At 72.0% G+C, this 26,592-nt stretch carries 21 protein-coding genes; 10 read left to right on the plus strand and 11 right to left on the minus strand.

The window, feature by feature from the left end; genetic code table 11:
* Positions 1-57 precede the first annotated feature (57 nt).
* Together ACIGAQ_RS34740 and ACIGAQ_RS34745 are read right to left on the minus strand one after the other, a co-directional pair.
* Positions 58-1,143: an S-(hydroxymethyl)mycothiol dehydrogenase gene (locus tag ACIGAQ_RS34740; RefSeq protein ID WP_399790071.1), complete on the minus strand. Its 1,086-nt coding sequence runs from the start codon at positions 1,141-1,143 to the stop codon at positions 58-60.
* A 300-nt stretch (positions 1,144-1,443) separates the two neighbouring features.
* Positions 1,444-2,274 carry an IclR family transcriptional regulator gene (locus tag ACIGAQ_RS34745; RefSeq protein ID WP_311687855.1) on the minus strand — a complete coding sequence of 277 codons (831 nt, stop codon included), beginning with the start codon at positions 2,272-2,274 and terminating at the stop codon, positions 1,444-1,446.
* Between the two features lie 308 nt (positions 2,275-2,582).
* Between ACIGAQ_RS34745 and ACIGAQ_RS34750 the strand changes: the two genes are divergently transcribed.
* Both ACIGAQ_RS34750 and ACIGAQ_RS34755 read left to right on the plus strand, forming a co-directional pair.
* A complete protein-coding gene (locus ACIGAQ_RS34750) occupies positions 2,583-2,906 on the plus strand; it encodes a bifunctional 3-phenylpropionate/cinnamic acid dioxygenase ferredoxin subunit (RefSeq protein WP_311687856.1) in 324 nt (107 codons plus the stop codon).
* Positions 2,907-3,144: 238 nt separating this feature from the next.
* Positions 3,145-4,326 (plus strand): NAD(P)/FAD-dependent oxidoreductase, encoded by a 1,182-nt coding sequence (locus ACIGAQ_RS34755; protein ID WP_399790076.1) that lies wholly within the window; start codon positions 3,145-3,147, stop codon positions 4,324-4,326.
* A gap of 62 nt (positions 4,327-4,388) precedes the next feature.
* Here ACIGAQ_RS34755 and ACIGAQ_RS34760 read toward each other — a convergent pair whose 3' ends face one another.
* Entirely contained in the window at positions 4,389-4,913 is a 525-nt protein-coding gene (locus ACIGAQ_RS34760) for a hypothetical protein (RefSeq protein WP_399790078.1), read from the minus strand.
* A 421-nt stretch (positions 4,914-5,334) separates the two neighbouring features.
* Between ACIGAQ_RS34760 and ACIGAQ_RS34765 the strand changes: the two genes are divergently transcribed.
* The 4 genes from ACIGAQ_RS34765 (at position 5,335) to ACIGAQ_RS34780 (ending at position 9,818) form a co-directional block, all read left to right on the plus strand.
* Positions 5,335-8,295, plus strand: a complete 2,961-nt coding sequence (locus tag ACIGAQ_RS34765; RefSeq protein WP_399790081.1) for a nitrate- and nitrite sensing domain-containing protein — start codon at positions 5,335-5,337, stop codon at positions 8,293-8,295.
* Positions 8,292-8,726 carry a roadblock/LC7 domain-containing protein gene (locus ACIGAQ_RS34770; RefSeq protein WP_311687860.1) on the plus strand — a complete coding sequence of 145 codons (435 nt, stop codon included), beginning with the start codon at positions 8,292-8,294 and terminating at the stop codon, positions 8,724-8,726. Before ACIGAQ_RS34765 ends, ACIGAQ_RS34770 begins: the two co-directional genes overlap by 4 nt.
* Positions 8,727-8,735: 9 nt before the next feature.
* A complete protein-coding gene (locus ACIGAQ_RS34775) occupies positions 8,736-9,131 on the plus strand; it encodes a DUF742 domain-containing protein (protein ID WP_311687861.1) in 396 nt (131 codons plus the stop codon).
* Positions 9,132-9,212: 81 nt separating this feature from the next.
* Positions 9,213-9,818, plus strand: a complete 606-nt coding sequence (locus tag ACIGAQ_RS34780) for an ATP/GTP-binding protein (RefSeq protein ID WP_311687862.1) — start codon at positions 9,213-9,215, stop codon at positions 9,816-9,818.
* Between the two features lie 84 nt (positions 9,819-9,902).
* Here ACIGAQ_RS34780 and glpK read toward each other — a convergent pair whose 3' ends face one another.
* The 5 genes from glpK to ACIGAQ_RS34805 all read right to left on the minus strand — a co-directional run bounded on the left by glpK (position 9,903) and on the right by ACIGAQ_RS34805 (position 16,735).
* Complete coding sequence (glpK, locus tag ACIGAQ_RS34785; protein ID WP_311687863.1) at positions 9,903-11,420, minus strand: glycerol kinase GlpK; 1,518 nt, start codon at positions 11,418-11,420, stop codon at positions 9,903-9,905.
* Positions 11,421-11,439: 19 nt separating this feature from the next.
* Positions 11,440-12,237, minus strand: a complete 798-nt coding sequence (locus ACIGAQ_RS34790; RefSeq protein WP_311687864.1) for an MIP/aquaporin family protein — start codon at positions 12,235-12,237, stop codon at positions 11,440-11,442.
* Positions 12,238-13,315: 1,078 nt separating this feature from the next.
* Positions 13,316-14,968 carry an EAL domain-containing protein gene (locus ACIGAQ_RS34795; RefSeq protein ID WP_399790086.1) on the minus strand — a complete coding sequence of 551 codons (1,653 nt, stop codon included), beginning with the start codon at positions 14,966-14,968 and terminating at the stop codon, positions 13,316-13,318.
* A 154-nt stretch (positions 14,969-15,122) separates the two neighbouring features.
* Positions 15,123-16,313 (minus strand): lipid-transfer protein, encoded by a 1,191-nt coding sequence (locus ACIGAQ_RS34800; protein ID WP_399790089.1) that lies wholly within the window; start codon positions 16,311-16,313, stop codon positions 15,123-15,125.
* Positions 16,310-16,735, minus strand: coding sequence for a zinc ribbon domain-containing protein (locus ACIGAQ_RS34805; protein ID WP_362284057.1), 426 nt, complete (start codon positions 16,733-16,735; stop codon positions 16,310-16,312). Before ACIGAQ_RS34805 ends, ACIGAQ_RS34800 begins: the two co-directional genes overlap by 4 nt.
* 167 nt (positions 16,736-16,902) lie before the next feature.
* On the opposite strand from ACIGAQ_RS34805, the gene ACIGAQ_RS34810 reads away from it, so the two are divergent.
* Both ACIGAQ_RS34810 and ACIGAQ_RS34815 read left to right on the plus strand, forming a co-directional pair.
* A complete protein-coding gene (locus ACIGAQ_RS34810; protein WP_399790092.1) occupies positions 16,903-17,712 on the plus strand; it encodes a M15 family metallopeptidase in 810 nt (269 codons plus the stop codon).
* Between the two features lie 44 nt (positions 17,713-17,756).
* Positions 17,757-18,290, plus strand: a complete 534-nt coding sequence (locus ACIGAQ_RS34815) for an NUDIX domain-containing protein (RefSeq protein ID WP_362283885.1) — start codon at positions 17,757-17,759, stop codon at positions 18,288-18,290.
* Here ACIGAQ_RS34815 and ACIGAQ_RS34820 read toward each other — a convergent pair.
* On the minus strand, positions 18,284-20,659 hold the full coding sequence (locus tag ACIGAQ_RS34820; protein ID WP_399790095.1) for a TIM-barrel domain-containing protein: 2,376 nt from the start codon (positions 20,657-20,659) through the stop codon (positions 18,284-18,286). The two genes, ACIGAQ_RS34815 and ACIGAQ_RS34820, sit on opposite strands and share 7 nt — an antisense overlap.
* 212 nt (positions 20,660-20,871) lie before the next feature.
* On the opposite strand from ACIGAQ_RS34820, the gene ACIGAQ_RS34825 reads away from it, so the two are divergent.
* Both ACIGAQ_RS34825 and ACIGAQ_RS34830 read left to right on the plus strand, forming a co-directional pair.
* Positions 20,872-22,839 (plus strand): acetoacetate--CoA ligase, encoded by a 1,968-nt coding sequence (locus tag ACIGAQ_RS34825; RefSeq protein WP_399790098.1) that lies wholly within the window; start codon positions 20,872-20,874, stop codon positions 22,837-22,839.
* 166 nt (positions 22,840-23,005) lie between these two features.
* A complete protein-coding gene (locus ACIGAQ_RS34830) occupies positions 23,006-23,896 on the plus strand; it encodes a hypothetical protein (RefSeq protein WP_399790101.1) in 891 nt (296 codons plus the stop codon).
* 70 nt (positions 23,897-23,966) lie between these two features.
* Here the strand turns inward: ACIGAQ_RS34830 and ptsP are convergent, their stop codons facing one another.
* The gene (gene ptsP, locus ACIGAQ_RS34835) at positions 23,967-25,637 is read right to left on the minus strand and encodes a phosphoenolpyruvate--protein phosphotransferase (RefSeq protein ID WP_399790148.1); all 1,671 of its coding nucleotides are present in this window, start codon (positions 25,635-25,637) and stop codon (positions 23,967-23,969) included.
* Between the two features lie 77 nt (positions 25,638-25,714).
* Entirely contained in the window at positions 25,715-26,164 is a 450-nt protein-coding gene (locus ACIGAQ_RS34840; protein ID WP_311687871.1) for a PTS glucose transporter subunit IIA, read from the minus strand.
* Positions 26,165-26,592 lie beyond the last annotated feature (428 nt).

The following is a 26,592-nucleotide window of genomic DNA, read 5'->3' on the forward strand; positions in this document are numbered from 1 at the left end:
ATGCAGGCCGTCGAGCGGACCGAGCAGGAGAGGCAGCGCACTGCACGCGCACGGCGGTCACAGGACGACCACGGAGCGCAGCACCTCACCCCGCCGTATCCTGGCGAACGCCTCCTCCGCCCGGTCCAGCGCGATCGTCTCGCTGACGAACGCGTTGAGGTCCAGCAACCCGTAGAGGTACTGGTCGACGAGGAAGGGGAAGTCGCGGCTGGGCAGGCAGTCCCCGTACCAGGACGACTTGATCGCGCCGCCCCGTGAGAACACGTCGATCAGCGGCAGTTCGACCTTCATGTCGGGCGAGGGCACACCGACCTGCACCAGGACACCCGCGTGGTCGCGCATGAAGAACGCCTGCCGGAAGGTCTCCGGCCGGCCCACCGCGTCGATGGCGATGTCGACGCCGAACCCGTCGGTCAGGGCCCGCACCGCCTCGACCGGGTCGGTGCCATGGGAGTTGACGGTGTGCGTCGCGCCGAACTTCTCGGCCTGGTCGAGCTTGCGGTCGTCGATGTCCACGGCGATGACCTTCATGGCGCCGTTCAGGCAGGCACCCGCGATGGCGGCGTTGCCGACACCGCCACAGCCGATCACGGCCACCGAGTCGCCGCGGCCCACGCCGCCCGTGTTGACGGCGGCGCCGTAACCGGCCATCACGCCGCAGCCGATGAGACCCGCCGCCTCGGGGCGCGCGGCCGGGTCGATCTTCACCGCCTGTCCCGCGGCGACCAGCGTCTTCTCGGCGAAGGCCCCGATCCCCAGCGCACTCGTGAGCGGCGTCCCGTCCCGCAGGGTCATCGGCTGTGTCGCGTTGCGCGAGTCGAAGCAGTACCAGGGGCGGCCGCGGCGACAGGAACGGCAACTCCCGCACGGGGCGCGCCACGCGAGCACCACGTAGTCGCCCGGCTGGAGGTCGGTGACCCCCGCGCCGGCCGCCTCGATCGTGCCGGCCGCCTCATGCCCCAGCAGGAACGGGAAGTCGCCGGTGATCGCGCCCTCCCGGTAGTGCAGGTCCGTATGGCAGACCCCGCAGGCCTGCACCGTGACGAGGACCTCCCCGGGGCCCGGATCGGGAACCACGATCGTCTGCACCTCGACCGGTGCGCCCTGCTCGACAGCGACTACGGCACGGACCTCGTGTGGCACGGCCAAGCTCCTCTGCTTGTTGCGCAATGCACGATGGGTTGCGCGATGAGGAACATAGTGAGAACGCCATCGAAGGCCGTCAAGAGGCACGGGCCCGGTTCGCGTCAAGCTTGGGAAAACCGGCCGGGGCCCGGGAAACACGCCCGACACACGACAGCGCGGGACCAGGTGAGACACCTGGTCCCGCGCTGTGCGCTCCACGCCGTGGGCCACCGGTCCGGGCCTCGCCGTGGGCCCACCGGCTGGACCAAGCAGTGGTCCACCGGTTCGGCTACGCCGTGACCACCTGCCAGGGCTACGTCAGAAGCCGTACCCCATCCGGCGGGACAACTCGGCCGCCGCCGCCTCCGTCCGCTTCGCGACTTCCGGCAGTCGCTCCGGGCTCAGCCGGTAGACCGGCCCCGAGACGCTGAGCGACGCGATGACCTTGCCGTCGTGCGCCCGGACCGGGGAGGCCGCGGCCGCCAGCCCGATCTCCAGCTCCTCGACCGTGATCGCGTACCCCTGCTGCACCACGGTGTCCAACTCGCCGCGCAGCATGGACGCGACCGTGACCGTGCGCTCCGTGAATCGGTGCAGCGGACGCGCGAGGAGACCTTCACGCAGGGTGGGCGGCAGGTGGGCGAGCAGCACCTTGCCGCTGGAGGTGGCGTGCAGCGGGGTGCGGCGGCCGAGCCAGTTCTGCGCCGTGACGGAGGCGGTGCCCCGGGCCTGCATGATGTTGACGGCCGCGTCGTCGTCCAGCACCGCGATGTTGACCGTCTCGCCCAGTTCGTCGGCGAGCTCCCGGCAGACCGGGACGCCCTCCTGGGAGACGTCCAGCCGTACTGCCGCCGCCCCCGCGAGGCGCAGTACGCCGGCTCCCAGGTAGTACTTGCCGCGGTCCTTCGCCTGGGCCACCAGGCCGCGGTTCTCCAGAACGCCGAGCAGCCGGAACGCCGTGGACTTGTGCACGTCCAGTTCGTCGGCGATCTCGGTGACGCCCGCCTCGCCGTGCCGGGCGAGGATCTCCAGCACACTCACCGCGCGGTCCACCGACTGCACGGCGCTCGCCGCGCCTCTGCCGCTCTGCTTCGCCCCGTCGTCCCTCGGACGCTCCTCGCGGGAGGCCTGCTTCTGCGTGCGGGCCATGGCCAACTCTCACCACCTGCCGGCCCTGTTTGGGCCGCATCTCAGGGAACCCCTTGACGCGACGGTCGCCCCGCCCGGATTCTGTTGCGTATAGCGCTTGCTCATGCGCGATGTGAAACATCATGTTACCGAAGCGTCCGTATCCCGGAAGGGCACGAGCGCCCTCCCGGGGCTCGGCACCGACGGCCGGGCCGGACGACGTGCACCATCACCCTTTCGTGCCCGGAACCACCCCGGTCCGGCACTTCACACACTGTCTACAGTCTGGCCGAACGGTCCGGCCCCGCCCCGGACCGAGAGGGGGGCCCGTGATTCCCGTCTGCCGCCTCGACGACCTCCCCAAGGGCGAGTCCGTCCGCATCGAGACGACACCGCCCGTCGCCGTGTTCCACACCGACGACGGCGAACTCCACGCCATCGACGACACCTGCACCCACCAGGACGCCTCCCTCTCCGAGGGCTGGCTGGAGGGCTGCCTGGTCGAATGCCCGCTGCACGCCGCCTCGTTCGACCTGCGCACCGGCATGCCCACCTGCCTCCCGGCCCGCCGCGCCGTCCGCACCCACCGCGTCACCGTCGACGACGGCGTCATCCACGTCCACCTGGCGGCGGAGGAGGGGACGGCCGCGTGAGCCCTGGCCGGGGCGAGCGCACGAGCCCCGAAGGGGACGGTGGGACGGACCCCGAACCGTACGGTGGCCCGGGACGCGAACGGGACGGCCGTGTCAGCAGCCGACGCCGGGCAGGGACGCCGCACGCCGCGCCGACCCCGCTCTCCCCGGCCCGCGGCGCGATGCGCCTCGCATGCCGGCCGACCGCCGCAGGCGGACGCGGCAACAACGCGACTCGCAGCGCGAGGAGGCACCCCGCATGCGCACCGTGACCATCGTCGGCGCCTCACTCTCCGGCCTCTACGCCGCCCGGGAACTGCGCGCCCAGGGCTACGACGGGCGTCTCGTCCTCATCGGCGACGAACCCCACCACCCCTACGACCGTCCCCCGCTCTCCAAGGACTTCCTCACCGGCCGCGCCGACGAGAAGCAGCTCGCTCTCACCGACGCCGAGGAGAGCGCCGAACTCGACGTCGAGTGGCTGCTCGGCGTCCCCGCCCGGGCGCTGGACCCGCGAGGCCGCACCGTCGTACTGGACGACGGCCGTACCGTGTCCACCGACGGCCTCGTCATCGCCACCGGAGCCCGCGCCCGGCGCCTGCCCGGCGACGAACTCGCCGGAGTCCACACGCTGCGCACACTCGACGACGCCCGGGCGCTGCGCGAGGAACTCACCCGGGGCCCACGCCGGGTCGTGGTCATCGGCGGCGGCTTCATCGGTGCCGAAACCGCTTCCTCCTGCACCTCGCTCGGCCACCACGTCACCGTCGTCGAGGCCGCCCCGCTCCCGCTCGTGACCCACCTGGGCGCCGACATGGCCGCCGTGTGCGCCGCGCTGCACCGCCGGGGCGGCGCGGACCTCGTCACCGGCACCGGCGTCGCCGGGCTCCGCGGCACCGTCACCGTCAGCGGCGTGGAACTCACCGACGGGCGCACGCTCCCCGCCGACATCGTGATCGTCGGCATCGGTGTCACCCCCGACACCTCCTGGCTGGCCGGTTCGACCCTCGCCCTGCGCGACGGCGTCCTGTGCGACGACGGGTGTGTGACGGCCCTGCCGCAGGTGGTCGCCGTCGGCGACGTCGCCCGTGTCGGCGGCGTCCGCGCCGAGCACTGGACGTCGGCCACCCAGCAGCCCCGCGTCGCCGTGACCAACCTGCTCGCCGGGCGCACGGTCGCGACCGCGGACGCCGTGCCCTACTTCTGGTCCGACCAGTACGGCGCCCGCATCCAGTTCGCCGGCCGGCGCGGCGACGGCGACACCGTCCGCGTCACCGAAGGCGAACTCTCCGACGGCGCACCGGCCGAGGGCGGGTTCCTCGCCCGCTACGAACGCGACGGCCGTACGACGGCGGTGCTCGCGGTGGACCGCCCCCGCCCCTTCATGCGGGCGCGACGTGAACTCACCCGTGAGACCGCTGTCGCCGTCCCCCGGGAGTAGCGCGAAGGCGCCTCCCGGCGACCGGGCAGCGCTGCAGAGGGCAGCGCTACGAGCGGGCGGTGCTACGAGTGGGACAGCTGCCCGGCCCCGCCGCGTCGGCGTATCCGCGTCTGCGTCCGCGCCATGGCCCGCTCCTGGCGCCGGGCCCGGCGCCGCTCGCGCCGCAGCGCCCGCGCCGTGCTGCTCGGCTCGGACACCACACCGTGGCGCTGGTTCCAGACCTGACGAGTCACCCACACGTCCAGAGCACCCCACGTGGCCGCGATGGTGCTGACCACACTGCTGATCACCATGGGGAAGGCCAGCCAGGACCCGGCCATCGTGCACAGGAAGGCCACCATCGCCTGAATCAGCGTCACCGCTATGAGAAGAACCGCTCGCACGGCCGCCGTACGGACCGGATCCGGCAACCGGCGCCTGCGCGCCGGCTCCTCGACCCAGAGGGGCCGGTCATACCGCTGCCCCTCGGCCGGGTTCTCCGCCTCGTCCGCCGCCCTGCCGCGATCGGTCGCCCCGGAGGTCCGATGCCCCGTCACCCGCATCCCGTCGGCCCTCGACGCTTCGCGCCGCCGCTCCGCCGTGCCCATCACCGTGTCACTCCCCACCGCCAGCAGACCGCTCGCTCGTTTCCGAAGACCCGTGCTTCCCAGTGGCTGCCCGGCTTGCGCTGTTTTACGCTGCCCGGGTGCAGGATGCGGCTCCTGTTGTCGATTCCGCCCCCGTTTCCCGTAGTGAAGGACGAACGACCCGTCACGAAGATTCCCGGGAATCGAAAAAAATCGGCCAACCGCCTTGGCCGACCCCGACGATGGCCCCTCGCTGTCACCATCGGTTTCGTGGAGACAACTCCCGCAATGCCCGGACAACTCGGCATGCCTCGTCGCTGGCGCGGAAGTTCGGCCTCTGGCCCGGTCTTCGAGTTCCCTGTGCGTCGGTAGTAGGCTCGCGCCGTTTGTTGACGCACATGTGTACCCCCGGTAGGCCGGGGGGCCCGAGCTGGGGGAGGCCATGCGCTTTCGCGGGAAGTCCATCCGCCGGAAGATCGTGGCGCTGCTTCTCGTGCCGCTGGTGTCCCTGACCGCGATCTGGTCCTTCGCCACCGTGCTCACGGGGCGTGAGGCGGGCGACCTGTTCAACGTGTCGACCGTCGTGGAGAAGATCGGCTACCCCATCGAGGACACCGTCCGCGTCCTCCAGGAGGAACGCCGCCAGACGCTGGTCCACCTCGCCGACCCCCGCGCCTCCGACGGGCTCGCCGCGCTCCGGCGCAGCCGCACCGCCACCGACGAGGCCGTGGGCGGCATTCGCCGCAACGCCGAGAACCCGGACGTGCGCGACGCGATGGGCGAGGCCACCGACGAGCGGCTGACCGCGGTCCTGGACGCCTTCGAGGGGATCGAATCGCTGCGCCGCAGTGTCGAGGACGGCACCGTCAACCGCTCCCAGGCCCTCGACCTCTACAACCGGCTCGTCGACCCGTGCTACGTGCTCCTGGCCAATCTGCACGTGGTCGACAACGTCGAACTCGACAAGCAGTACCGCGCGCTGGTCAACCTCGCCCGCGCCCGCGAACTGCTCTCCCGCGAGGACGCCCTCCTGGGCTCCGCCCTGATCGTCGGTCGGATCACCCACTCCGAAGAGCGCGACATCTCCGACCTCGTGGCCCAGCGCACGCTGATGTACGACGTCAACCTGCAGTTGCTGCCCGTCGCCGAGCGCGACCGGTACCAGACCTTCTGGAAGAACGCCTCCTCCGCACCGCTGCGCGTGGCCGAGGAAGCGGCCCTCGACTCGGGGGCCGGGACGCCCCGCGGCGTCACCGCCAAGAGCTGGGACACCGCCGCGGGCAACGTGCTCGACGAACTCGGTACCCTCAACGACCAGGCCAACGACCGCTACCAGGAGCGCGTCCACCCGGTGGCCGTGGGCGTCATCGCCAAGGCCGTCATCGCCGGCGCCCTCGGCCTGATCGCCCTGCTGCTCTCCCTCTTCCTGTCCGTGCGCGTCGGCCGCACCCTCATCCGCGACCTGCGGCAGTTGCGTCTGGAGGCCCACGAGGCGTCCGGCGTACGGCTGCCCAGCGTGATGCGCCGCCTCTCCGCGGGCGAGCAGGTCGACGTCGAGACCGAGGTGCCGCGCCTGGAGTACGACAAGAACGAGATGGGCGAGGTCGGCCAGGCCCTCAACACGCTGCAGCGCGCCGCCGTCGAGGCCGCCGTCAAGCAGGCCGAGCTCCGCGCCGGCGTCTCCGAGGTCTTCGTCAACCTCGCACGCCGCAGCCAGGTCCTCCTCCACAAGCAGCTCACCCTGCTCGACGCCATGGAGCGCAGGACCGAGGACACCGAGGAACTCGCCGACCTGTTCCGCCTCGACCACCTGACCACCCGCATGCGCCGGCACGCCGAAGGCCTCGTGATCCTCTCCGGCGCCGCGCCCTCCCGCCAGTGGCGCAAGCCCGTCCAGCTCATGGACGTCGTCCGTGCCGCCGTCGCCGAGGTCGAGGACTACGAGCGCATCGAGGTCCGCCGTCTGCCGCGGATCGCCGTCACCGGCCCGGCCGTCGCCGACCTCACGCACCTCGTGGCCGAACTGCTGGAGAACGCCACGGTCTTCTCGCCGCCGCACACCGCCGTCCAGGTCCTGGGCGAACGTGTCGCCAACGGCTTCACCCTGGAGATCCACGACCGCGGTCTGGGCATGGCGGCCGAGGCGCTGCTCGACGCCAACCTCCGGCTCGCCGAGACGCCGGAGTTCGAGCTGTCCGACACCGACCGGCTCGGCCTGTTCGTGGTCAGCCGGCTCGCCCAGCGGCAGAACGTCCGGGTCTCCCTGCAGCCCTCCCCGTACGGCGGCACGACCGCCGTCGTCTTCATCCCCGACGCCCTGCTCACGGACGACGTGCCCGACACGAACGGCATCGGCTTCCGGCTCGACCGCCCCCAGCTGACGGCGCACGGCGGCGAGTCGCAGGACGGCCGCCGCGTCGCCCTGTCCAAGGCGCCCGCGGCGCGTCCCGGCCTGCCCGCCTCCCTGCTGGACGGACCGGTGGAGCTGGAGGCCCCCGTCGACCTGGACGCCATCGACGACTTCCCCGGCGCCCTCGAGGACGAGGACAGCGAGCACGGCGGCCTCTTCCGCCCCCGCCACTCCCTCACCCGCGCCCAGGACGAGACCACCGGCCGCCGCACCGATCCGCACCAGCAGGCCGCCGACACCCCGGGCGTACGGGAGCGCACCGACGCCGGGAACGAGCTGAGCGCCCCCGTCCCGCTGCCCCGTCGCCACGCACCCAAGCTGGTCAGCTCGCACGGCCGCCCGGTCACCGATCAGCGCCAACGACGCGGCAAGACCGACGAGGAGACGACGGACACCGGCCGGACCGAGACCGGGCCCGCGGCCGCGCTCCCGTCCCGTCGCCGTGGCGAGGACGCCGCCGGCGACCGTCCCACGGCCCGGACCGGACCGGAGCGGGCCTCCGCGCTTCCCGCCCGGCGCCGCAGCGAGGGTGCCCCGGCCGACGGCCGACGGGCCGAGACCCGGCCGGACACACCGCCGCCCCTCCCGTCCCGCCGCAGGGGAACGGAGGAGTCCGCCAGCAGGGCCCTCGGCGCGGCCGGCCGGGACGACGCCCGCGGAAACGACACCGCCCGCCCGGCAGCCGGCACCGCCCGCCCGGACTCCGGCCTCGCCCGCCCGGCAGACGCCACCACCCACCCGGCAGACGGCGCCGGCACCGCACCCCTGCCCCGGCGCGTCCGGCAGGCCAACCTGGCCCCGCAGCTGAAGCGGGGGCCCGACCCGCGCACCGAGGACGGGACGGAGCCCGCCGAACGGGACGCCGAGGAAGTACGCAGCCGTATGGCCTCACTCCAGCGCGGCTGGCAGCGGGGCCGTAGGGAGAACGCCGCGGGCGATGCCGCCCACAGCGGCACAGCACCACAAGGAACGACAGAGGGGGACGGTCGATGACCGCACCGAAGGCGACCGGCCACAGCGCGAACGGCAACGGGGAGCTGAACTGGCTCCTGGACGACCTGGTGGACCGCGTCGCGAGCATCCGCAAGGCGCTCGTGCTCTCCGGCGACGGCTTGCCGACGGGCGTGTCCAGGGACCTCACCAGGGAGGACAGCGAGCACCTGGCCGCGGTCGCCTCCGGGTTCCACAGCCTCGCCAAGGGCGTGGGACGCCACTTCGAGGCCGGCAACGTCCGCCAGACGGTCGTCGAGCTCGACGACGCCTTCCTGTTCGTGACGGCGGCCGGCGACGGCAGCTGCCTCGCGGTCCTCTCGGACGCCGATTCGGACGTCGGCCAGGTCGCCTACGAGATGACACTCCTGGTGAAGCGGGTGGGTGTGCATCTGGGCGCCGCTCCGCGCACCGATCTGCCCGCAGGCGGGTAGTGGGATGACATGAGCGCTGACGGTCAGGGAAGAAGCCACTGGTTCGACGACGAGGCCGGTCCGGTCGTCCGTCCGTACGCCATGACGCGCGGCCGCACCAGCAGCCAGGGCCAGCACCGCCTGGACCTGATCGCGGTCGTGGTCGCGGAACCGCACGCGGACGACCCGGAAGCGGACCACATGCTCTCCCCGGAGCACGTGGACATCGTCGAACTGTGCCGTGAGGACCCGCAGTCGGTCGCCGAACTCGCAGCGGAACTCGACCTGCCGATCGGCGTGGTCCGGGTCCTGGTCGGAGATCTCGTGGACGCCGAGTTCGTCCATGTGAACCGGCCCGTGCCCCCTGCCGAACTGCCGGACGAGAGTATTCTGCGCGACGTGATCAACGGCCTGCGGGCGCTGTGAGGAGCGCGAAGGATCACCACCCCGGCGGCGGAGGCCACGGTCCGCCGTCGCCCGACCCCCATCAAGCAGGAGAAGAGATCGATGATCTTCGGGCGTTCTGAGCGCGGCAAGCCCCCGGTCGAGCCCGTCACGCTCAAGATCCTGGTGGCCGGCGGCTTCGGCGTGGGCAAGACCACGCTCGTCGGCGCGGTCAGCGAGATCAGGCCGCTGCGCACCGAGGAACTGCTCACCGAGGCCGGCCGCCCGGTCGACGACCTCAGCGGCGTGGAGTCCAAGCACACCACGACCGTGGCCATGGACTTCGGCCGCATCACCCTGCGCGAGGACCTCGTGCTGTACCTCTTCGGCACACCCGGGCAGGAGCGGTTCTGGTTCATGTGGGACGAGCTCTCCGAGGGCGCGCTCGGAGCCGTCGTGCTCGCCGACACCCGTCGCCTGGAGGACTGCTTCGCCGCCGTCGACTACTTCGAACGGCGCTCGATCCCCTTCCTCGTCGGCGTCAACTGCTTCGAGGGAGCGCCCCGTTACCCCGTCGAGGACGTCCGCCAGGCCCTCGACCTCGACGCCGGGGTGCCGCTCCTGATGTGCGACGCCCGTGACCGCGAGTCGGTCAAGGAGGCCCTCATCGGCGTGGTCGAGCACGCGATGGCGTACGCGGCCGACCGCCGCCAGCCGGTGACCGGCTGACGCTCCCCGGACGCGGGCACGACCCGTACCCCCGCCGACAGGGGTACGGGCCGCAGTACGGAAGGACGCTCCACGCGCGCGTGGTCAGCTGTCGCCCTCCTCCCAGCCGAAGCTCTTCTCCACGGCCTTGCGCCAGTTGTGGTACTCGCGGTCCCGCACCGACGCCTCCATGGACGGCGTCCACTCCACGTCCTTCTGCCAGTGGGCCTTCAGTTCGTCCAGGTCGTTCCAGACGCCGGTGGCCAGTCCGGCCGCGTAGGCGGCGCCCAGACAGGTCGTCTCGGAGACCTTCGGCCGCACGACCGGAACGTCGAGCACATCCGCCTGGTGCTGCATCAGCAGGTTGTTCTTCGTCATGCCGCCGTCGACCTTCAGGGTGGTGATCTGCACCCCGGAGTCCTGGTACATGGCGTCGACCACCTCGCGGGTCTGCCAGCTCGTCGCCTCCAGCACCGCGCGCGCGAGGTGCGCCTTGGTGACGTACCGGGTGAGGCCGGTGACCACACCGCGCGCGTCCGAGCGCCAGTACGGCGCGAACAGACCCGAGAACGCGGGCACGATGTAGGCGCCGCCGTTGTCCTCCACGCTCGCGGCCAGCGGTTCGATCTCGTCGGCGGTGCGGATGATGCCGAGCTGGTCGCGGAACCACTGGACCAGCGCGCCCGTGATCGCGATCGAGCCCTCCAGGCAGTAGACCGGAGCCTCCTCGCCGATCTTGTACCCCATCGTGGTCAGCAGTCCGCTCTTCGACGGCACCGGCCGGTTGCCGGTGTTGAGCAGCAGGAAGCTGCCCGTGCCGTACGTGTTCTTCGCGGTGCCCACGTCGTAGCAGGCCTGTCCGAACACGGCGGCCTGCTGGTCGCCGAGCGCCGAGGCCACGGGCACGCCGGCCAGCTGCCCGACCGCGGTGCCGTAGACCTCCGCGGAGGAGCGGATCTCGGGCAGCATGGCCTCCGGGACGTTCATCGCCGAGCAGATCGAGGAGTCCCACTGCAGGGTCTCCAGGTTCATCAGCATGGTGCGCCCGGCGTTGGTCACGTCGGTGACGTGCTGCCCGCCGTCCGTGCCGCCGGTGAGGTTCCAGATCAGCCAGGAGTCCATCGTGCCGAAGGCGATCTCACCGCGCTCGGCACGCGCCCGCAGATCGGGCACGTTGTCCAGCAGCCAGGCCGCCTTGGGCCCGGAGAAATACGTGGCCAGCGGCAGGCCCGTCTGCTCGCGGAAACGGTCCTGCCCGTCCGAGCCGCCCAGTTGGTTGCACAGCGACGCCGTCCGCGTGTCCTGCCAGACGATGGCGTTGTGCACCGGCTTGCCCGTCGCGCGGTCCCACAGCAGGGTCGTCTCGCGCTGGTTGGTGATGCCCATCGCGCTCAGCTGGTCGGCCCGCAGACCGGCCTTGGCCAGCGCACCGGCCACGACCGCCTGCGTCTTGGACCAGATCTCGGTGGCGTCGTGCTCCACCCAGCCCGGTTTGGGAAAGATCTGGCGGTGCTCGCGCTGGTCGACGGCGACGATCGCGCCGTCCTGGTTGAAGACGATGCAGCGGCTCGACGTGGTGCCCTGGTCGATGGCTGCAACGTACTTCTCGGCGTTGTCCGTCATGACTACCCCTCGGGCTCGTTCAGAAGGCTGCGTTGTAGATGACGCCACCCAGCAACCCGCCGATCACTGGTCCGACGACGGGGATCCACGAGTAACCCCAGTCGGAGGTGCCCTTGTTCGGGATCGGCAGGACGGAGTGGATGATGCGCGGTCCGAGGTCACGCGCCGGGTTGATGGCGTAGCCGGTGGGACCACCCAGCGACAGACCGATGCCGACGACCAGGAGGGCGACCAGCAGGATCACGATGCCGGATCCGTAGATGCCTTCCCCCTGACCCGCGATCTGCCCGATGCCGATGCCTTCCACGTGCCGGTTGTTGCCGACCAGGGCCAGCAGGGGCAGCACCAGGGCGATGGTGGCGAGGATCTCGGTGATCAGGTTGGCGACCGGGTTCCGGATCTCGGGGATGGTGGAGAAGATGCCCAGGGTCGGGACCGGTTCGTCGACCGTTCCCTCGGTCGTGCCGCCCTTGCGGGTATTGGCCTGGAACTGGGCGAAGTACACCAGGTAGGCCAGCACGGCTCCGAGCATGGCACCGGCCATCTGCCCGAGGATGTAGACCCAGACCTTGTCCCACACTCCGGTGTCGACGGCGAGGCCGAGGGTGACGGCCGGGTTGAGGTGCCCTCCGGAGAGGGGAGCGGCGGTGTACGCGCCGGCCAGCACGGCGAAGCCCCAGCCGAACGCGATCACGATCCATCCGGAGGCTCGCGCCTTCGAGAACCTGAGGGTGACGGCGGCGCACACTCCGGCGCCGAACAGGATCAGGATCGCCGTGCCGATCAACTCGCCGACGAATATGTCTCCGTTACTCATGGCGGCTCCTAGGCCGTGGCCCGGGGACGGTGCGCCCCGGTCCTCACGTGCAGGGTGCGATTCCCATGGCTACTTCAGCCGAAGGCAGGGAGATCCCGCGCCCCGCCCGGCATCCGTGACGAGCGTGCCGTCGCAGCCGACTCGCCCGTGGGGGAAGGGGCCTTGGCGCAGGCGCGTCCACGCGCCGCAGTGCCGGATACGCCGAGTATGTACGGCGATGTCGACTGACATCGGAAGTGTTCACCGGCACCCAAAGGGCGTCAAGGTCGCCGACCGCAACGGTTGACGGCCATCTGACGGTCGCCGGGCTCCTGCGGGGCCGGGGCCGGTTGCACGGCCGGGCGGCGCCCGGTGGGTCGTTGTTCAGATCTGGTCGGACCCGCGCGCCCCGTGAGCCGCGCGAGACCTGGTGGATGATGTCCGGCCTCCGCCGGGTGCCGGGCCGTACCGGCCCTCGCTGTCGGCGAGCGGCCCAGTCGTCCCCGACACCCAGCTTGCTAGTGTCCAGGATCTACCTGACCTGGCGGCTTCTCAACCGGACGAGCCGATTCCCCCGCCGCGCCGCAGCGCCCTCCGGCACCCGCGGGGATACGCGCAGGGCGCCGGGCGGGGCGGCCCGCCGGGCCACGACCCGCCCGGCAGCCAAAAGGGCGACCACGGGCCTTCCATCGCCGGCCCGGTCCAGCGGCCCGGGTCCTCCCGGACGCCCGTCTCCACGCCGCCCGGTCGCCGCCTCACCCGGCCCGCGCACGGAGCCCCGGCACGCAACGACAGGCACCCGCCCCCTGCGCGGGGCAGGGCCTAGCCCGGCCCGAGCCCTGCCCGCTCGGGCCCCAGCACCTCGCCGCCGCGCTGCAACGTCCTGTGGGGTCCCCCGGAGGCCGGCAACCGCCCACGCAGCCCCGCGGCACAACCCGCGCCTGACGCCCCCTGCCCGGCCGGAAGATTCCCGACCCCCGAACGTCCGCCGGGGCTCGGCCGCAAAGCCCTGACCTCCTACCGTCCTCCCGGCTCGGCCGAAAGCCGCCGACGGCCTCCTACCGTCCTCCCGGCTCCGCCGAAAGCCCTCGACGGCCCCCTACCGCCCTCCCGGCTCCGCCACGGCACACCCCGCCGGTGCCGGTGCCGGTGCCACCCCCCGGCGGGTCTCGTGGCCCGGCACACCGGCCCGGCCCAGTACCCAGCTCGCCCCGCGCAGCGCCTTCGCCGCCTTCTTCAGCGGGGCCAGGCACGCCGCCGCCTGCCGGTGATCCGTCACGCTGCCGGGTGCGCACAGCACCGTCGCGAGCGACAGCGTGACCGGCCGGCCACCGGCCGACCAGGGCGCGTCCAGCACGGCCGCGGCCAGCGGATCCAGGCCCTCCGGATCCGCGAGGACCAGGAAGTCGTCGCCGCCGATGTGCCCCACGCGCGTGCTGCCCGTCGCCGCCTGCTGCAGCGCCCGCCCCACCGCCCGGATCAGTTCGTCGCCGGCCGCGAACCCCGCGCCGTCGTTGACCTGCTTGAAGTGGTCGATGTCCAGCCAGCCCAGGGCGAACGGCCGCCCCGCCGCGATCCTCCGGTCCACCTCACCGGTGATCGCGTCCGAGCCGGGCAGCCGCGTCAGCGGGTTCAGCCCGGCCGCCTCCTCCACGCGCGTCTCGGCCAGGGCGCGCACGAGGTCCGCGAGCCGGACGACGCCCATACACCGCCCGTACTCGTCCACCACGGCCACGTCGTCCGAGGTGCGGTCCCGCCCCCCGACCGCCACCACGTCCAGGACCTCCCAGGCGGTGGCGTCCACGCCCACCGTCCGCGGCACGTCCCCGAGCTTGGCCGCGGGCCGGTCGGCGTACAGGGCGTGTCCGTAGCGCCCCGACATGGACAGCAGGAAGCGGGACCGGTGCACCGACCGGACGGGCACTCCCTCGGTGTCCACGAGCAGCACGCCGGACACGTCGGGCGACCCGGTCAGCAGGGCCCGCACCTGCCCCGCGGACGCCGTCGCGGGCAGCAGCGCGGCGGGCCGCACGAACTCCCGGACCGACGGCCCCGACCGTGGCACGGACAGGTCGGCGGGGGAGCGGGGCGGAACGTAGACGTCCGCGGCGGGCCGCCGGGCCGGCGGCGCGAACAGCTCGCCCTGCGCCAGCTGCGCCCCGGCCGCCAGCGCGGCGGCACACTGCCCCTCGGTCTCCACGCCCTCGACGGCCAGCAGCGCCCCCAGCCCGTCGCAGAGCGTCCGCATCGCCCGCACCGCGGCAGGCCGCGCCAGCAGCGACGCGTCGAGCTTCACGAGGTCCGGCGTCAGGTCGGAGAGCAGCCGCAGGGGCACGTCCCCGTCCCCGACGCCGTCCGCGCAGATCCGGAACCCCTGGCGGCGCAGCGCGGCCACCGCCTCCAGCAGCGCGGGCTGGGGCACGTGCGTGTACGGAGGGCAGATGTCGATCGTCACCTCCCAGGGGAGCCGTCCGGCCTCGCGTACGGCGTCGTGCAGCGACGGCAGCCCGCCCAGGTCGGCGAGGGTGCCCGCGAACACGTTGACGAACAGCGGCAGCAGCGTCTCCTTGCGCACCGCCGCACGCACCGCCGACACCGCCAGCCGGCAGTCCAGCTCGGGGTCCCGGCGGGCCTCGGCCAGGATGTCGCCGCTCTCGGGGCGGGCGAGTATCTCCAGTCCGGCGACCGCGCCGGTCGTCGGGTTGACCACCGGTTGGAAGGCGAAGCGGAGAGTGTCCGTCCAGGAGTGCACGCGAGCATGATGACGCGACCGGCGCAGGCCCAAGCGCAGTTCATGAGACGTTCACGCAGCATTCCGGCGTGATCACACAGCGTATGGACAGGAGGTCGGGAGCGGGCCCCAGGAGAGCCGCCCGTTCGGCGCCGCGCCTCCCGGCCACCCCGCCTCATCGCACCACGACCACCGCCGACCCGTGCCCGAACAGCCCCTGGTTCGCGCTGACGCCCACACGCGCGCCCGCCACCTGGCGGTGACCCGCCTCACCTCTCAGCTGCCGGGTCAGCTCGCACACCTGGGCGATCGCCTGCGCCGGAACCGCCTCGCCGAAGGAGGCCAGTCCACCGCTGACGTTCACCGGTATCCGCCCGCCCAGCGCCGTCGCCCCGTCCCGCAGCAACTTCGCCCCCTCTCCTTCGCCGCAGAGCGCGAGATCCTCGTACCACTGCAGTTCGAGCGCCGTGGACAGGTCGTACACCTCGGCCAGCGACAGATCCTCCGGCCCGATCCCCGCCTCCTCGTAGGCCGCCCGGGCGATCGACCTCCGGAACGGCTCCCCGGGAGGATCGACCGCCGCCGCGGAATCCGTGGCGATGTCCGGCAGGTCCAGCACGGTGTTCGGGAAGCGCGGCGTCACCGTGGACACGGCCCGGATCCGCACCGGGGCCGCCGGCCCGTGCCGCCGCGCGAACTCCAGGCCGGCCAGCACCACGGCCGCACCGCCGTCGGAGGTCGCGCAGATGTCGAGCAGCCGCAGCGGATCGGCGACGACGGGCGAGGCGGCGACCTGTTCCGCCGTGACGGCGTCCCGGTAGCGCGCGAGGGGGTTCAGCACCCCCATCGCCGCGTTCTTCACCTTCACGCGCGCGAAGTCGTCCGGCGTGTCGCCGTGTATCGCCATGCGTCTGCGCGCGTACAGCCCGAAGTACACCGGGTTGGTCGCCCCGAGGATCCGGAACCGCAGCCAGTCGGGGTCGTCCGGCCGGTCCCCGCCCGCCGGGCGGAAGAACCCCTTGGGAGCGGCATCGGCCCCGACCACGAGCACCACCTCGGCCAGCCCGGCGAGGATCTGGGCCCGCGCGGTGGCGAGGGCCTGAGCTCCGGACGCGCACGCCGCGTACACGCTCGCCACGCGCGCCCCCTGCCAGCCCAGTGCTTTCGCGAACGTCGCCCCCGCCACGTACCCGGGATAGCCCCCGCGCACGGTGTCCGCGCCGACGATCGAGCCGACGTCCCGCCAGTCCAGACCGGCGTCGGCGAGAGCCGCCCGGGCGGCTGCAACGCCGTACTCGACGAAGCTCCGTCCCCACTTGCCCCACGGGTGCATGCCCACACCCAGCACCGCCACGTCCCCCGTCATGCCGTGCCCCCCGTCGGCCGCCACTGCCACGTCGTCCAGGTCGTCTCCGCGTCCTCGTGCAGCACGCCGGACACGACCTCCACCTCCATGCCCACCGTCAGATCCGCGACGGTCACACCGGGAGCCGCCTGTCCGAGCACCACGATCCGCTCGGCCGCCAGCTCCACAGCGATCAACGCGCACGGTTCCCACGGAAGTTCCGGATCGGTCACATAGGGTGACGGTGGTCGGTACCTGCTGTCCGTGAACGACCAGATACGTCCCCGCCGTGACAACGGCGCCTCTTCCAGTTCCCCGCTCTGGCACGCCGGGTTCCGGCACCGGTGGTCCTCACGAGGGAAGAAGACCGAGGCGCACGCCGTGCACCGTGTGCCGAGCAGCCGGAAGCCGTCGCCGCCCTCGGTGAACCACCCCGCCACCACCGGAGTACGCGTCCGCGACACGGTTCCCTCCCTACCCCAGGATCTGACGGGACGTCAGAAGTGTGGCACGGGATGCCCGAGACGGGCAGGCCCCCGACGCGCCACCGTGGGGCGGTCGCCGCACTGCGCTTCCCCGGCGGTACCCGCTCCTGATAGACGCAGGAGGCATGACACGACTCACCACCGTGACACGAGGCCTGCTGACCACCCTCGCCGCGTTGCTGACGGCGACCGTCCCCACCGCACCCGCCCGGGCGACGACCGAGCCCAAGGCGCCGGAGGACTTCGTGGCGCTGAGAAGCGTGGACCCGACCATCCTCCAGGAGATGCGTTACTTCACCCCCCACAACTTCGTCGGCGAGCGCATCGACGGCTACGTACAGCCGACGTGCCTCCTCACCCGCCCCGCGGCCCAAGCCCTCCACCGTGCCCAACGCACCGTCCTGCGCCAGGGCTACACCCTCAAGGTGTACGACTGCTACCGGCCCCAGCGCGCGGTGGACCACTTCGTCCGCTGGGCGCAGGACCTCGACGACCAGGCGATGAAGGGCGAGTTCTACCCGAACGTCGACAAGTCCCGCCTGTTCACCGACGGCTACATCGCCGAGAAGTCCGGCCACAGTCGCGGCTCGACCCTGGACATCACCCTGGTCCGGCTCCCGGCGAAGCCGACCCGGCCGTACCGCCCCGGTGAGCCCCTGGTGCCGTGCTTCGCACCCCGCGAGGAGCGGTTCCCCGACAACTCGGTCGACATGGGGACCGGCTTCGACTGCTTCGACACCCTCTCGCACACCCTCGACCCGCGCGTGAACGGCGTACAGCGCGCCAACCGGCTGCTGCTCAAGGACGCCCTGGAGGACCAGGGGTTCGTGAACCTCGCGGAGGAGTGGTGGCACTACACCTTCAAGCCCGAGCCCTACCCGGACACCTACTTCGACTTCCCCGTGTCCAGGAAGTCGCTCACCCACCGGCACTGAGCCTGCCCGCGACGCCCTCCGAGTGATCGGCTACAGTCCGCCGCGTGTCCGAAACTCAGCACTCCACCACCAACTCCGCGCCGGACTCCCACTGTTCGAGCTGCGGCGCGCCCTACGGAGAGGGCGTCTCCGGCTGGCCCCGCACCTGCCCGGCGTGCGGCGCCGTGGCCTACCGCAACCCCCTCCCGGTCGCGGTGGCCCTCCAGCCCGTGTACGACACCAAGGGCACCGCCCTGGTCGTCATCACACGAACCGTCGCTCCCGCGCGCGGGGGCATCGCTCTGCCCGGCGGCTACATCGACGACCGCGAGGACTGGCGGCAGGCCGTCGTACGCGAGCTCAAGGAGGAAACAGGCATCGACGCGGCCGCCCGCGACGTGCGCCTCGCCGACGCCATGAGCGCACCCGACGGGCACCTGCTGCTCTTCGGCGTCCTCCCGGAACGTCCGGCCGAGGGACTGCCGCCCTCCGCCGCCACGGACGAGACGGAGGGCTGGCACCTGCTGCGCAGGCCCGAGGAGCTCGCCTTCCCCCTGCACACCGTGGCCGTACGCGCCTGGTTCGAAGGCCGTTACTGAGACCGGCGCTCCCCGGCCCCGCGCACGCGCACCGGGTGGGGCGGCGCACTCCCGCCGTCCTCACCCTCGCGTTCGACGACCACCCGCGCGCCCAGCCACCGAGCGGTGTAGCGCTCGATCTCCGGCTCGTCCCAGCCCCCGCCCCCGTCCGGAACGACCAGCCCGCTCCCGGTCCGCCCCCGGGCGGGCGCCCACACCTCCAGCTCCAGCCCGCCGTCCTCCCCACGGACGGGAAGAACGGCCCCCGCGCGTACGAACACCGGGATCCGCGACAACGGCGCGTCCACGACCACCTGCGCCGGCCCCTCGTACGCCCGCTCCGTCACCGAGTCGTACCAGCGCCCGCGCGGCAGCCGCACCGCCCGCCGGTCCGCACCCGGGTCCAGCACCGGTGCCACCAGCAGACAGTCGCCCAGCAGGAAGGCGTCCCCGCAGTCGCGCAGCGCCCGGTCCTCCGGCGCCGTCCACCACACCGGCCGTACATAGGGCGCCCCGGTGCGGCGGGCCAGATGCGCCAGCGTCACGAAGTACGGCAGCAGCCGGCGGCGTTCCGAGAGCGCCACGCGCGCGTGCTCCAGAACCTCCGGACCGAACTCCCAGGGCTCCCGCCGCCCGGCCCGCAGACCGGCATGGGTGCGGAACAGCGGCAGAAAGGACCCCAGCTGGAACCACCGCACATACAACTCGGGTGACGGATCCCCGTCGAAGCCCCCGATGTCCGGCCCCGAGTACGGAACGCCGCACAGCCCCAGCCCCAGGACCAGCGCCAGGGACGCCCGAAGACCGGGCCAGCCCGTGGCGACGTCCCCCGACCACGTCCCGCCGTAGCGCTGCATCCCCGCCCACCCGGAGCGCGAGAACAGAAACGGCCGCTCCTCCGGGGCGAGCCTGCGCACCCCTTCGAACCCCGCCCTGGCCATGCACAGCGCGTACACGTTGTGCGCCTCGCGATGGTCTCCGCCCCCGCCCTCGAGGAAGTGCCGTGCGGACCGGGGCAGCGTCGACTCCCCGAAGGCCGTGAACGACGTCGGCTCGTTCATGTCGTGCCAGAAGCCGGAGAACCCCTGAGCGAGCCGCTCCGCGTAGAGACCGCCCCACCACTCACGCACGCGCGCGTGCGTGAAATCCGGGAACACCGCCTCGCCGGGCCACACGACCCCCTCCACGACCTGCCCGGACGCGTCCCGCACGAACGCGTCCTGAGCCGTCCCGCCGTCGAACACGGCGTTCCCGGGTATCGCCTTGACGGCCGGGTCGACGATGGACACCAGCCGGACGCCGTCCCGGCGGAGCTCCTCCGCGAGCACGGGCAGCTTCGGGAAACGGTCCTGGTCCACCGTGAACACCTGATGCGCGTCCAGGTGATCGATGTCCAGGTGCAGCGCGTCGAGCGGCAGACCGTGCTCCACGTACCCCGCGACGATCCGCCGCACCTCCTGCTCACTGCCGAACCCCCACCGCGCGTGGTGATGACCCAGCGCCCACACGGGCGGCAGCGCGGGAGCCCCCGTCAGCGAGGCCCAGGCGAGCAGCACGCGCGCGGGGGTGCCCACCATCACCCAGCAGCGCAACGGACCACCGTCCATCCGCAGCTGACTCGTCCCGGCCCGGTCGTGCCCGGAACCCGCGCCCTCCTCACCCTCCCTCAGGGTCACCGTGCCGTCCCACGTGCTGTCGTGGAACACCAGATGCGTACCGCCGTCGGCCACCACCATCTGCACCGGCATCGTGATGTACAGCGGGTCGTGACCGGGACCGAAGGCCTGACCGGGGTCGGTGTTCCACAGCCGGTACGTGCCGTCCGGCAGCCGCGGGCCCGCCGCCCGCCCGCCCAGCCCGAAGAACCGCGCGTCGGCGGCCACCTCCGACCGCTGCGTCCACCGCGCCGGGCCGCCGCCCACCGGCTCCCACCAGCGCGGCGGCAACTCACGCCGCAACGTCACGCCACCGGGCGTGCGCACCTCGACGGCGCCGTGCCGCGACACCACGACCGTCACCCGCTCCGCCACCACGCGCCAGCCGCCGTCCTTGTCCGGCTCCAGCACCGCCCGGGGATCCGGCTCCGGACAGCGGCCCGCCAGCGCGTACGACGGCTCCGGCTCCGCGCCGTCCCAGCCCCAGAAGACGGCCCCGTTCACCGCGACGAAGATCCGCAGGTCGGACCGGCTGAAACGGACGACCCCGCCCCCCGGCCCCGGCTCCACCTCCCGCACCGGCCCCGGCACCCGCGCCCGCTCCGCCCCGCGCGCCGGCAGCCCGGTGGCGTCGGCCCGCCGCCTGCGCCACGCTGCTCGTACGGTACGTACACCCTGCGCCGCCCCCACCGAAGCCACCGCTCTCACCGAACGCACCAGGTCACGACCGTTCATACTGCTCACCCTGCCACTGACCGCCGCCCGCGTGCGTGTCGTTCAACTGCCGTTCACCCGTGCCAAGACCACATCTTCACGACACGGACTATGTGGGGCGCGCCCTGGTGTCGAAGTCGATCACATGGCATTGTCCGTCCCAGCCGCGTCACGCGCACACCCCAGCCCGTGCGCGGAGGACGCACACGACGCGCACAGTCCGGGAGCCGACCATGTCGACCGAAAGTCCTCAGCCGCTCTGGCAGCCAGACCCCGAGCGCATCGCGCGGGCACGGATCACCAGGTTCCAGGCCTGGGCCGCCGAGCACCACGGGGCCCCCGCCGACGGCGGATACGCGGCCCTGCAGCGCTGGTCCGTCGACGACCTGGACGCCTTCTGGACCGCCGTGACCGAATGGTTCGACGTACGGTTCTCCACCCCCTACGCGCGCGTGCTCGGCGACCGCGCGATGCCCGGCGCCCAGTGGTTCCCCGGGGCGACCCTCAACTACGCCGAGCACGCCCTGCGCGCCGCCGGCACCCGCGCCGACGAACCCGCCCTCCTCCACGTCGACGAGACGCACGAGCCGCGGCCCGTCACCTGGGCGGAACTGCGCCGCCAGGTCGGCTCCCTCGCCGCCGAACTGCGCGCCTTGGGCGTCCGCCCCGGAGACCGCGTCAGCGGCTACCTCCCGAACATCCCGCAAGCCGTGGTCGCCCTCCTCGCCACGGCAGCCGTCGGCGGCGTCTGGACCTCCTGCGCACCCGACTTCGGCGCCCGCAGCGTCCTCGACCGCTTCCAGCAGGTCGAACCCGTCGTGCTCTTCACCGTCGACGGCTACCGCTACGGCGGCAAGGAACACGACCGCCGCGAGATCGTCGCCGAACTCCGCCGCGAACTGCCCACCCTGCGCGCCGTCGTGCACATCCCCGTCCTCGGCACCGAGGCACCCGAGGGCGCCCTGGACTGGTCGGCCCTCACCTCCGCGGACACGGACCCCGTCTTCGAGCAGGTGCCCTTCGACCACCCCCTCTGGGTGCTCTACTCCTCCGGCACCACAGGCCTGCCCAAGGCCATCGTCCAGTCCCAGGGCGGCATCCTCGTCGAGCACCTCAAGCAACTCGGCCTGCACTGCGACCTGGGCCCCGAGGACCGCTTCTTCTGGTACACCTCGACCGGCTGGATGATGTGGAACTTCCTCGTCTCCGGCCTGCTCACCGGCACCACGATCGTCCTCTACGACGGCAGCCCCGGTTACCCGGACACCGGCGCCCAGTGGCGGATCGCCGAACGCACGAAGGCCACCCTCTACGGCACTTCCGCCGCCTACGTCATGGCCTGCCGCAAGGCCGGCGTCCACCCCTCCCGCGACTTCGACCTCTCGTCCGTCCAGTGCGTCGCCACCACCGGCTCGCCCCTGCCGCCCGACGGCTTCCGCTGGCTCCACGACGAGGTCCGCGACAATCTCTGGATCGCCTCCGTCAGCGGCGGCACGGACGTCTGCTCCTGCTTCGCCGGAGCCGTACCGACCCTGCCCGTCCACGTCGGCGAACTCCAGGCCCCCTGCCTGGGCACCGACCTGCAGTCCTGGGACCCGAGCGGCAAGCCCCTGACCGACGAGGTCGGCGAGCTGGTGGTCACCAACCCCATGCCCTCGATGCCCATCCACTTCTGGAACGACCCGGACGGCAGCCGCTACCACGACAGCTACTTCGACACCTACCCCGGCGTCTGGCGGCACGGTGACTGGATCACCGTCACCTCCCGCGGATCCGTGATCATCCACGGCCGCTCCGACTCCACGCTCAACCGCCAGGGCGTCCGCATGGGATCCGCCGACATCTACGAAGCCGTCGAGCGCCTCCCAGAGATCAAGGAATCCCTGGTCATCGGCATCGAGCAGCCCGACGGCGGCTACTGGATGCCCCTCTTCGTCCACCTGGCCCCCGGCGCATCCCTCGACGAAGACCTGCGCGACCGCATCAAGAGGACCATCCGCGAACAACTGTCCCCGCGCCACCTCCCCGACGAGATCATCGAAGTACCCGGCGTCCCGCACACCCTCACCGGCAAGCGCATCGAGGTCCCCGTCAAACGCCTTCTCCAAGGCACCCCCCTGGAGAAGGCGGTCAACCCGGGCTCCATCGACAACCTCGACCTGCTGAGCTTCTACGAGGACCTGGCCCGCAAACGAGCCTGACTCCTACTCCCTGTCACGAACGCATCAGGCGCAGGCAGCGACGGATTCCGCCGCGACCTGCGCCTTTGTGCGTCCCTCGGACCTGCGATCACCCGAACCCGTCCGATTGTCAGTGCTGCCGATTACTGTGAGTGAGCATTGATCGACCGTACACAGGGGGAAACACATGGCGCACACCGACAGCCGGACCATGCGACGCGTCCTGCGCCGCGAAATCGCCGGCACCATCGGCCTGCTCACCGACGAGCACGACTTCCGGGCCATGCGGCGCTACCGCACCTTCACCTTCGACGACCACGAGACGTACCTCGAACAGATCGAGGGCCTCCTCAGGACACGCGCCCTGCAAGGCAGCCACACCACGGTCACCCTCTTCGACCCCGAGGAATACGCCGACTTCTGCGAGCGACGGACCCTCGACCCCGACCTCCCGTCCAGCCGCACACGCTTCACGGCACACCTCGCGCTGACCGGCCCCACCCTCCCGTACGAGGGCCAGCCCCTGGCCGACCTCCTCGCGGCCCTGGTCGACGAAGCCGTCCGGCAAGCCACCTGGGAGTACGCGACCACCCTCCTCGCTCGCCTGGGCCCCTGCGCCTCCTGCGGCGAGGACATCGGACGAGCCGCCTTCGCCCGCGCCTCAGAGCTTCTCGCCCGCATCCTCGACACGGCCCCACCCGGCGACCGCCACCTCGTCTGCAGCGTCACCGGACCACCCGAAACCCTCATCGCCGCCCTCCACACCACCGGCACCGGCGGCGCACTGGAACTCGACGAGAGCGAAGCCCTCGAATTCACCACGGTCCTCGCCCTCGGCCTGGCCACCGACAGCCCGGGCGGACTCGTCATCCGCGTCAGCGCCCCGAACACTCCCGACCGCGTCTACGGCTGGCGGCTCCGCTCCAACGGACTCGACCCCCTCAGCGCGGGAGAGGTCTTCGACGCCTACTGCACCGACATCGAATCCGGAGACCTCATCTCCCCGGAATCCAACGTCGACTACTGCCGGCCGCCCGACCTCGGGCAGGAGAAACCCTCCCGGGGACACCACCACTGAAACGCCGGAGGGGCGCCCCACGGCAGTGGAGCGCCCCTCACCGGGCAGTCGTCAGCCGGCCGACCCGCGGCTACTCGCCCGACAGCACCGCCTGCGCCGCACTCCGCGCCTCCTCGGCGCTGTCCGTCGCCCGCGCCGCCGCAGCGGCACGCTCGCACTGCGCCAGCGTGTACTTGGCGAGCGTCGCCCGGACGTAAGGAATCGACGCCGCACCCATCGACAGGGAGGTGACACCCAGACCGGTCAGCACACACGCCAGCAGCGGGTCGGACGCGGCCTCACCGCAGACACCGCAGCTCTTGCCCTCGGCCTTCGCCGCCTCGGCGGACAGCGCCACCAGGTCGAGCAGCGCGGGCTGCCACGGATCCTGCAGCCGGGAGACCGCACCCACCTGACGGTCGGCGGCGAAGGTGTACTGCGCGAGATCGTTCGTCCCCAGCGACAGGAACTCGACCTCCTGCAGGATCGAACGCGCCCGCAGCGCGGCCGACGGGATCTCCACCATCGCGCCGAACTTCGCTTGCAGCCCCGCCTCACGGCACGCGTCGGCGAAGGCCCGCGCATCGGTACGGTCCGCCACCATCGGGGCCATGACCTCGAGGTAGACCGGCAGCCCTTCCGCGGCCTTGGCGAGCGCCGTCAGCTGCGTGCGCAGGACCTCCGGGTGATCGAGCAGGGTCCGCAGACCCCGCACACCCAGCGCCGGGTTCGGTTCGTCGGACGGCGTGAGGAAGTCGAGCGGCTTGTCGGCACCCGCGTCCAGCACACGCACGACGACGCGCCCCTCGGGGAACGCCTCCAGCACCTGCCGGTACGCGGCGACCTGCTTCTCCTCGGACGGCGCCTGCTTGCTGTCGTCCAGGAAGAGGAACTCGGTACGGAAGAGGCCGACACCCTCCGCCCCGGCCTCGACGGCGGCCGGCACATCGGCGGGGCCGCCGACGTTCGCCAGCAGCGGCACCTTGTGCCCGTCCGCCGTGGCACCGGGCCCGGTCGAAGCCGCGAGCGCCGCCCGGCGCTCCGCGGCCGCGGCCTCGAGCTGCGCCTTCTTCTCGTCGCTCGGCTCCACGAAGATCTCACCCGTGCTGCCGTCGACGGCGATCATCGTGCCCTCGGCGAGTTCACCGGCACCCGGCAGCGCCACCACGGCCGGGACGCCGAGCGCCCGCGCCAGGATCGCGCTGTGGCTGGTGGGACCGCCCTCCTCGGTGACGAAACCGAGCACCAGAGTCGGGTCGAGCAGCGCCGTGTCGGCGGGCGCGAGGTCACGGGCCACCAGGACATAGGGCTCGTCGCTGTCGGGGACACCCGGCATCGGGACCCCCAGCAGCCGCGCCACGATGCGGTTCCGCACGTCGTCGAGGTCGGCCACGCGACCCGCGAGGTACTCACCGGCGCCCGCCAGCAGCTCGCGGTAGGACGCGAAAGCGTCGTACACGCCCCGCTCGGCCGTGCTGCCGACGGCGATCCGCCGATCCACGTCGGCCATCAGCTCGGGATCCTGAGCCATCATGGCCTGCGCCTCGAGCACCGCCTGCGCTTCGCCGCCCGCGAGATTGCCGCGCGCCATCAGGTCGGCGGCCACAGCCTCCACGGCCTTTCGGGCGCGCCCCTGTTCACGCTCCGCCTCTTCCGCAGGGATCTGCTTCGCGGGCGGTTCGAGAACCGCCGTTCCCATGTGCCGAACCTCGCCGATCGCCACACCGTGGCTGACACCGACGCCTCGCAGCGTTGTCTCCATCTCACCCGTCTCCGATAGTGCGGCGGGTCCCGCCGCCGCGTTGGTTGTCGTACTCGCCGTCCAGGACGGCACGGACGTCACTTCCAGAGGAAGAGACTGTCGCCGGCCTTCACATCGCCGCTGTCGCGAAGATCGGAGAGAGCCTCGGCCGTGGCCTCCAGCGCCACGACCGGGCAGACCGCGGACTTGCCGGCGGCCTCGACGGCAGCAGGGTTCCAGCGCACGACGCCCTGCCCGCGACGGACGGTGTCGCCCTTGTTCACCAGCAGTTCGAAGCCCTCGCCGTTGAGCTGCACGGTGTCGATGCCGAGGTGGGTGAGCACGCCGTGTCCGCTCTCGTCGACCACGACGAACGCGTGCGGGTGCAGGGAGACGATGACGCCGTCCACGGGGGAGACGGCCTCGGAGGGCTCACGTACGGGGTCGATGGCGGTGCCCGGGCCGACCATGGCCTGGGAGAAGACCGGATCCGGCACGGCCGCCAGTCCGATGGCGCGTCCGGCGAGCGGGGACGTCACGGTGGTCATGGGAAGCCTCCCAGGGGTGGAGATCGAAAGGGCCGTCCCTGTAGGTAGCCGGACGGCACACTGTTCAGCAGCGTATGTCACCTGAAGTGCCGGTTCCGCGCAGGCACTACGAAGTGGTCTAGACCATACCGCATATCGATTTGCACCCGCTCGACGGCCGCGTGTACAGTCGTACTCCTGCTTGGGGCTGAGTGATGCGAGTCCGCGTCCTGGTCCGGCAGCAACCAACTTGTCAGATCCTATCTTCGGATCACCTTCCGCATGCCTGCGGGACGGTGGTCAGGGGGCCGGAAAAACACTGATAGAGTTTGGAACACCGAAGGGAAGCGCCCAGAGGAAAGCCCGAGAGGGTGAGTACAAAGGAAGCGACCGTTCCTTGAGAACTCAACAGCGTGCCAAAAGTCAACGCCAGATATGTTGATACCCCG

Source organism: Streptomyces sp. NPDC085932, assembly GCF_044540525.1.
Lineage (GTDB): Bacteria > Actinomycetota > Actinomycetes > Streptomycetales > Streptomycetaceae > Streptomyces > Streptomyces levis.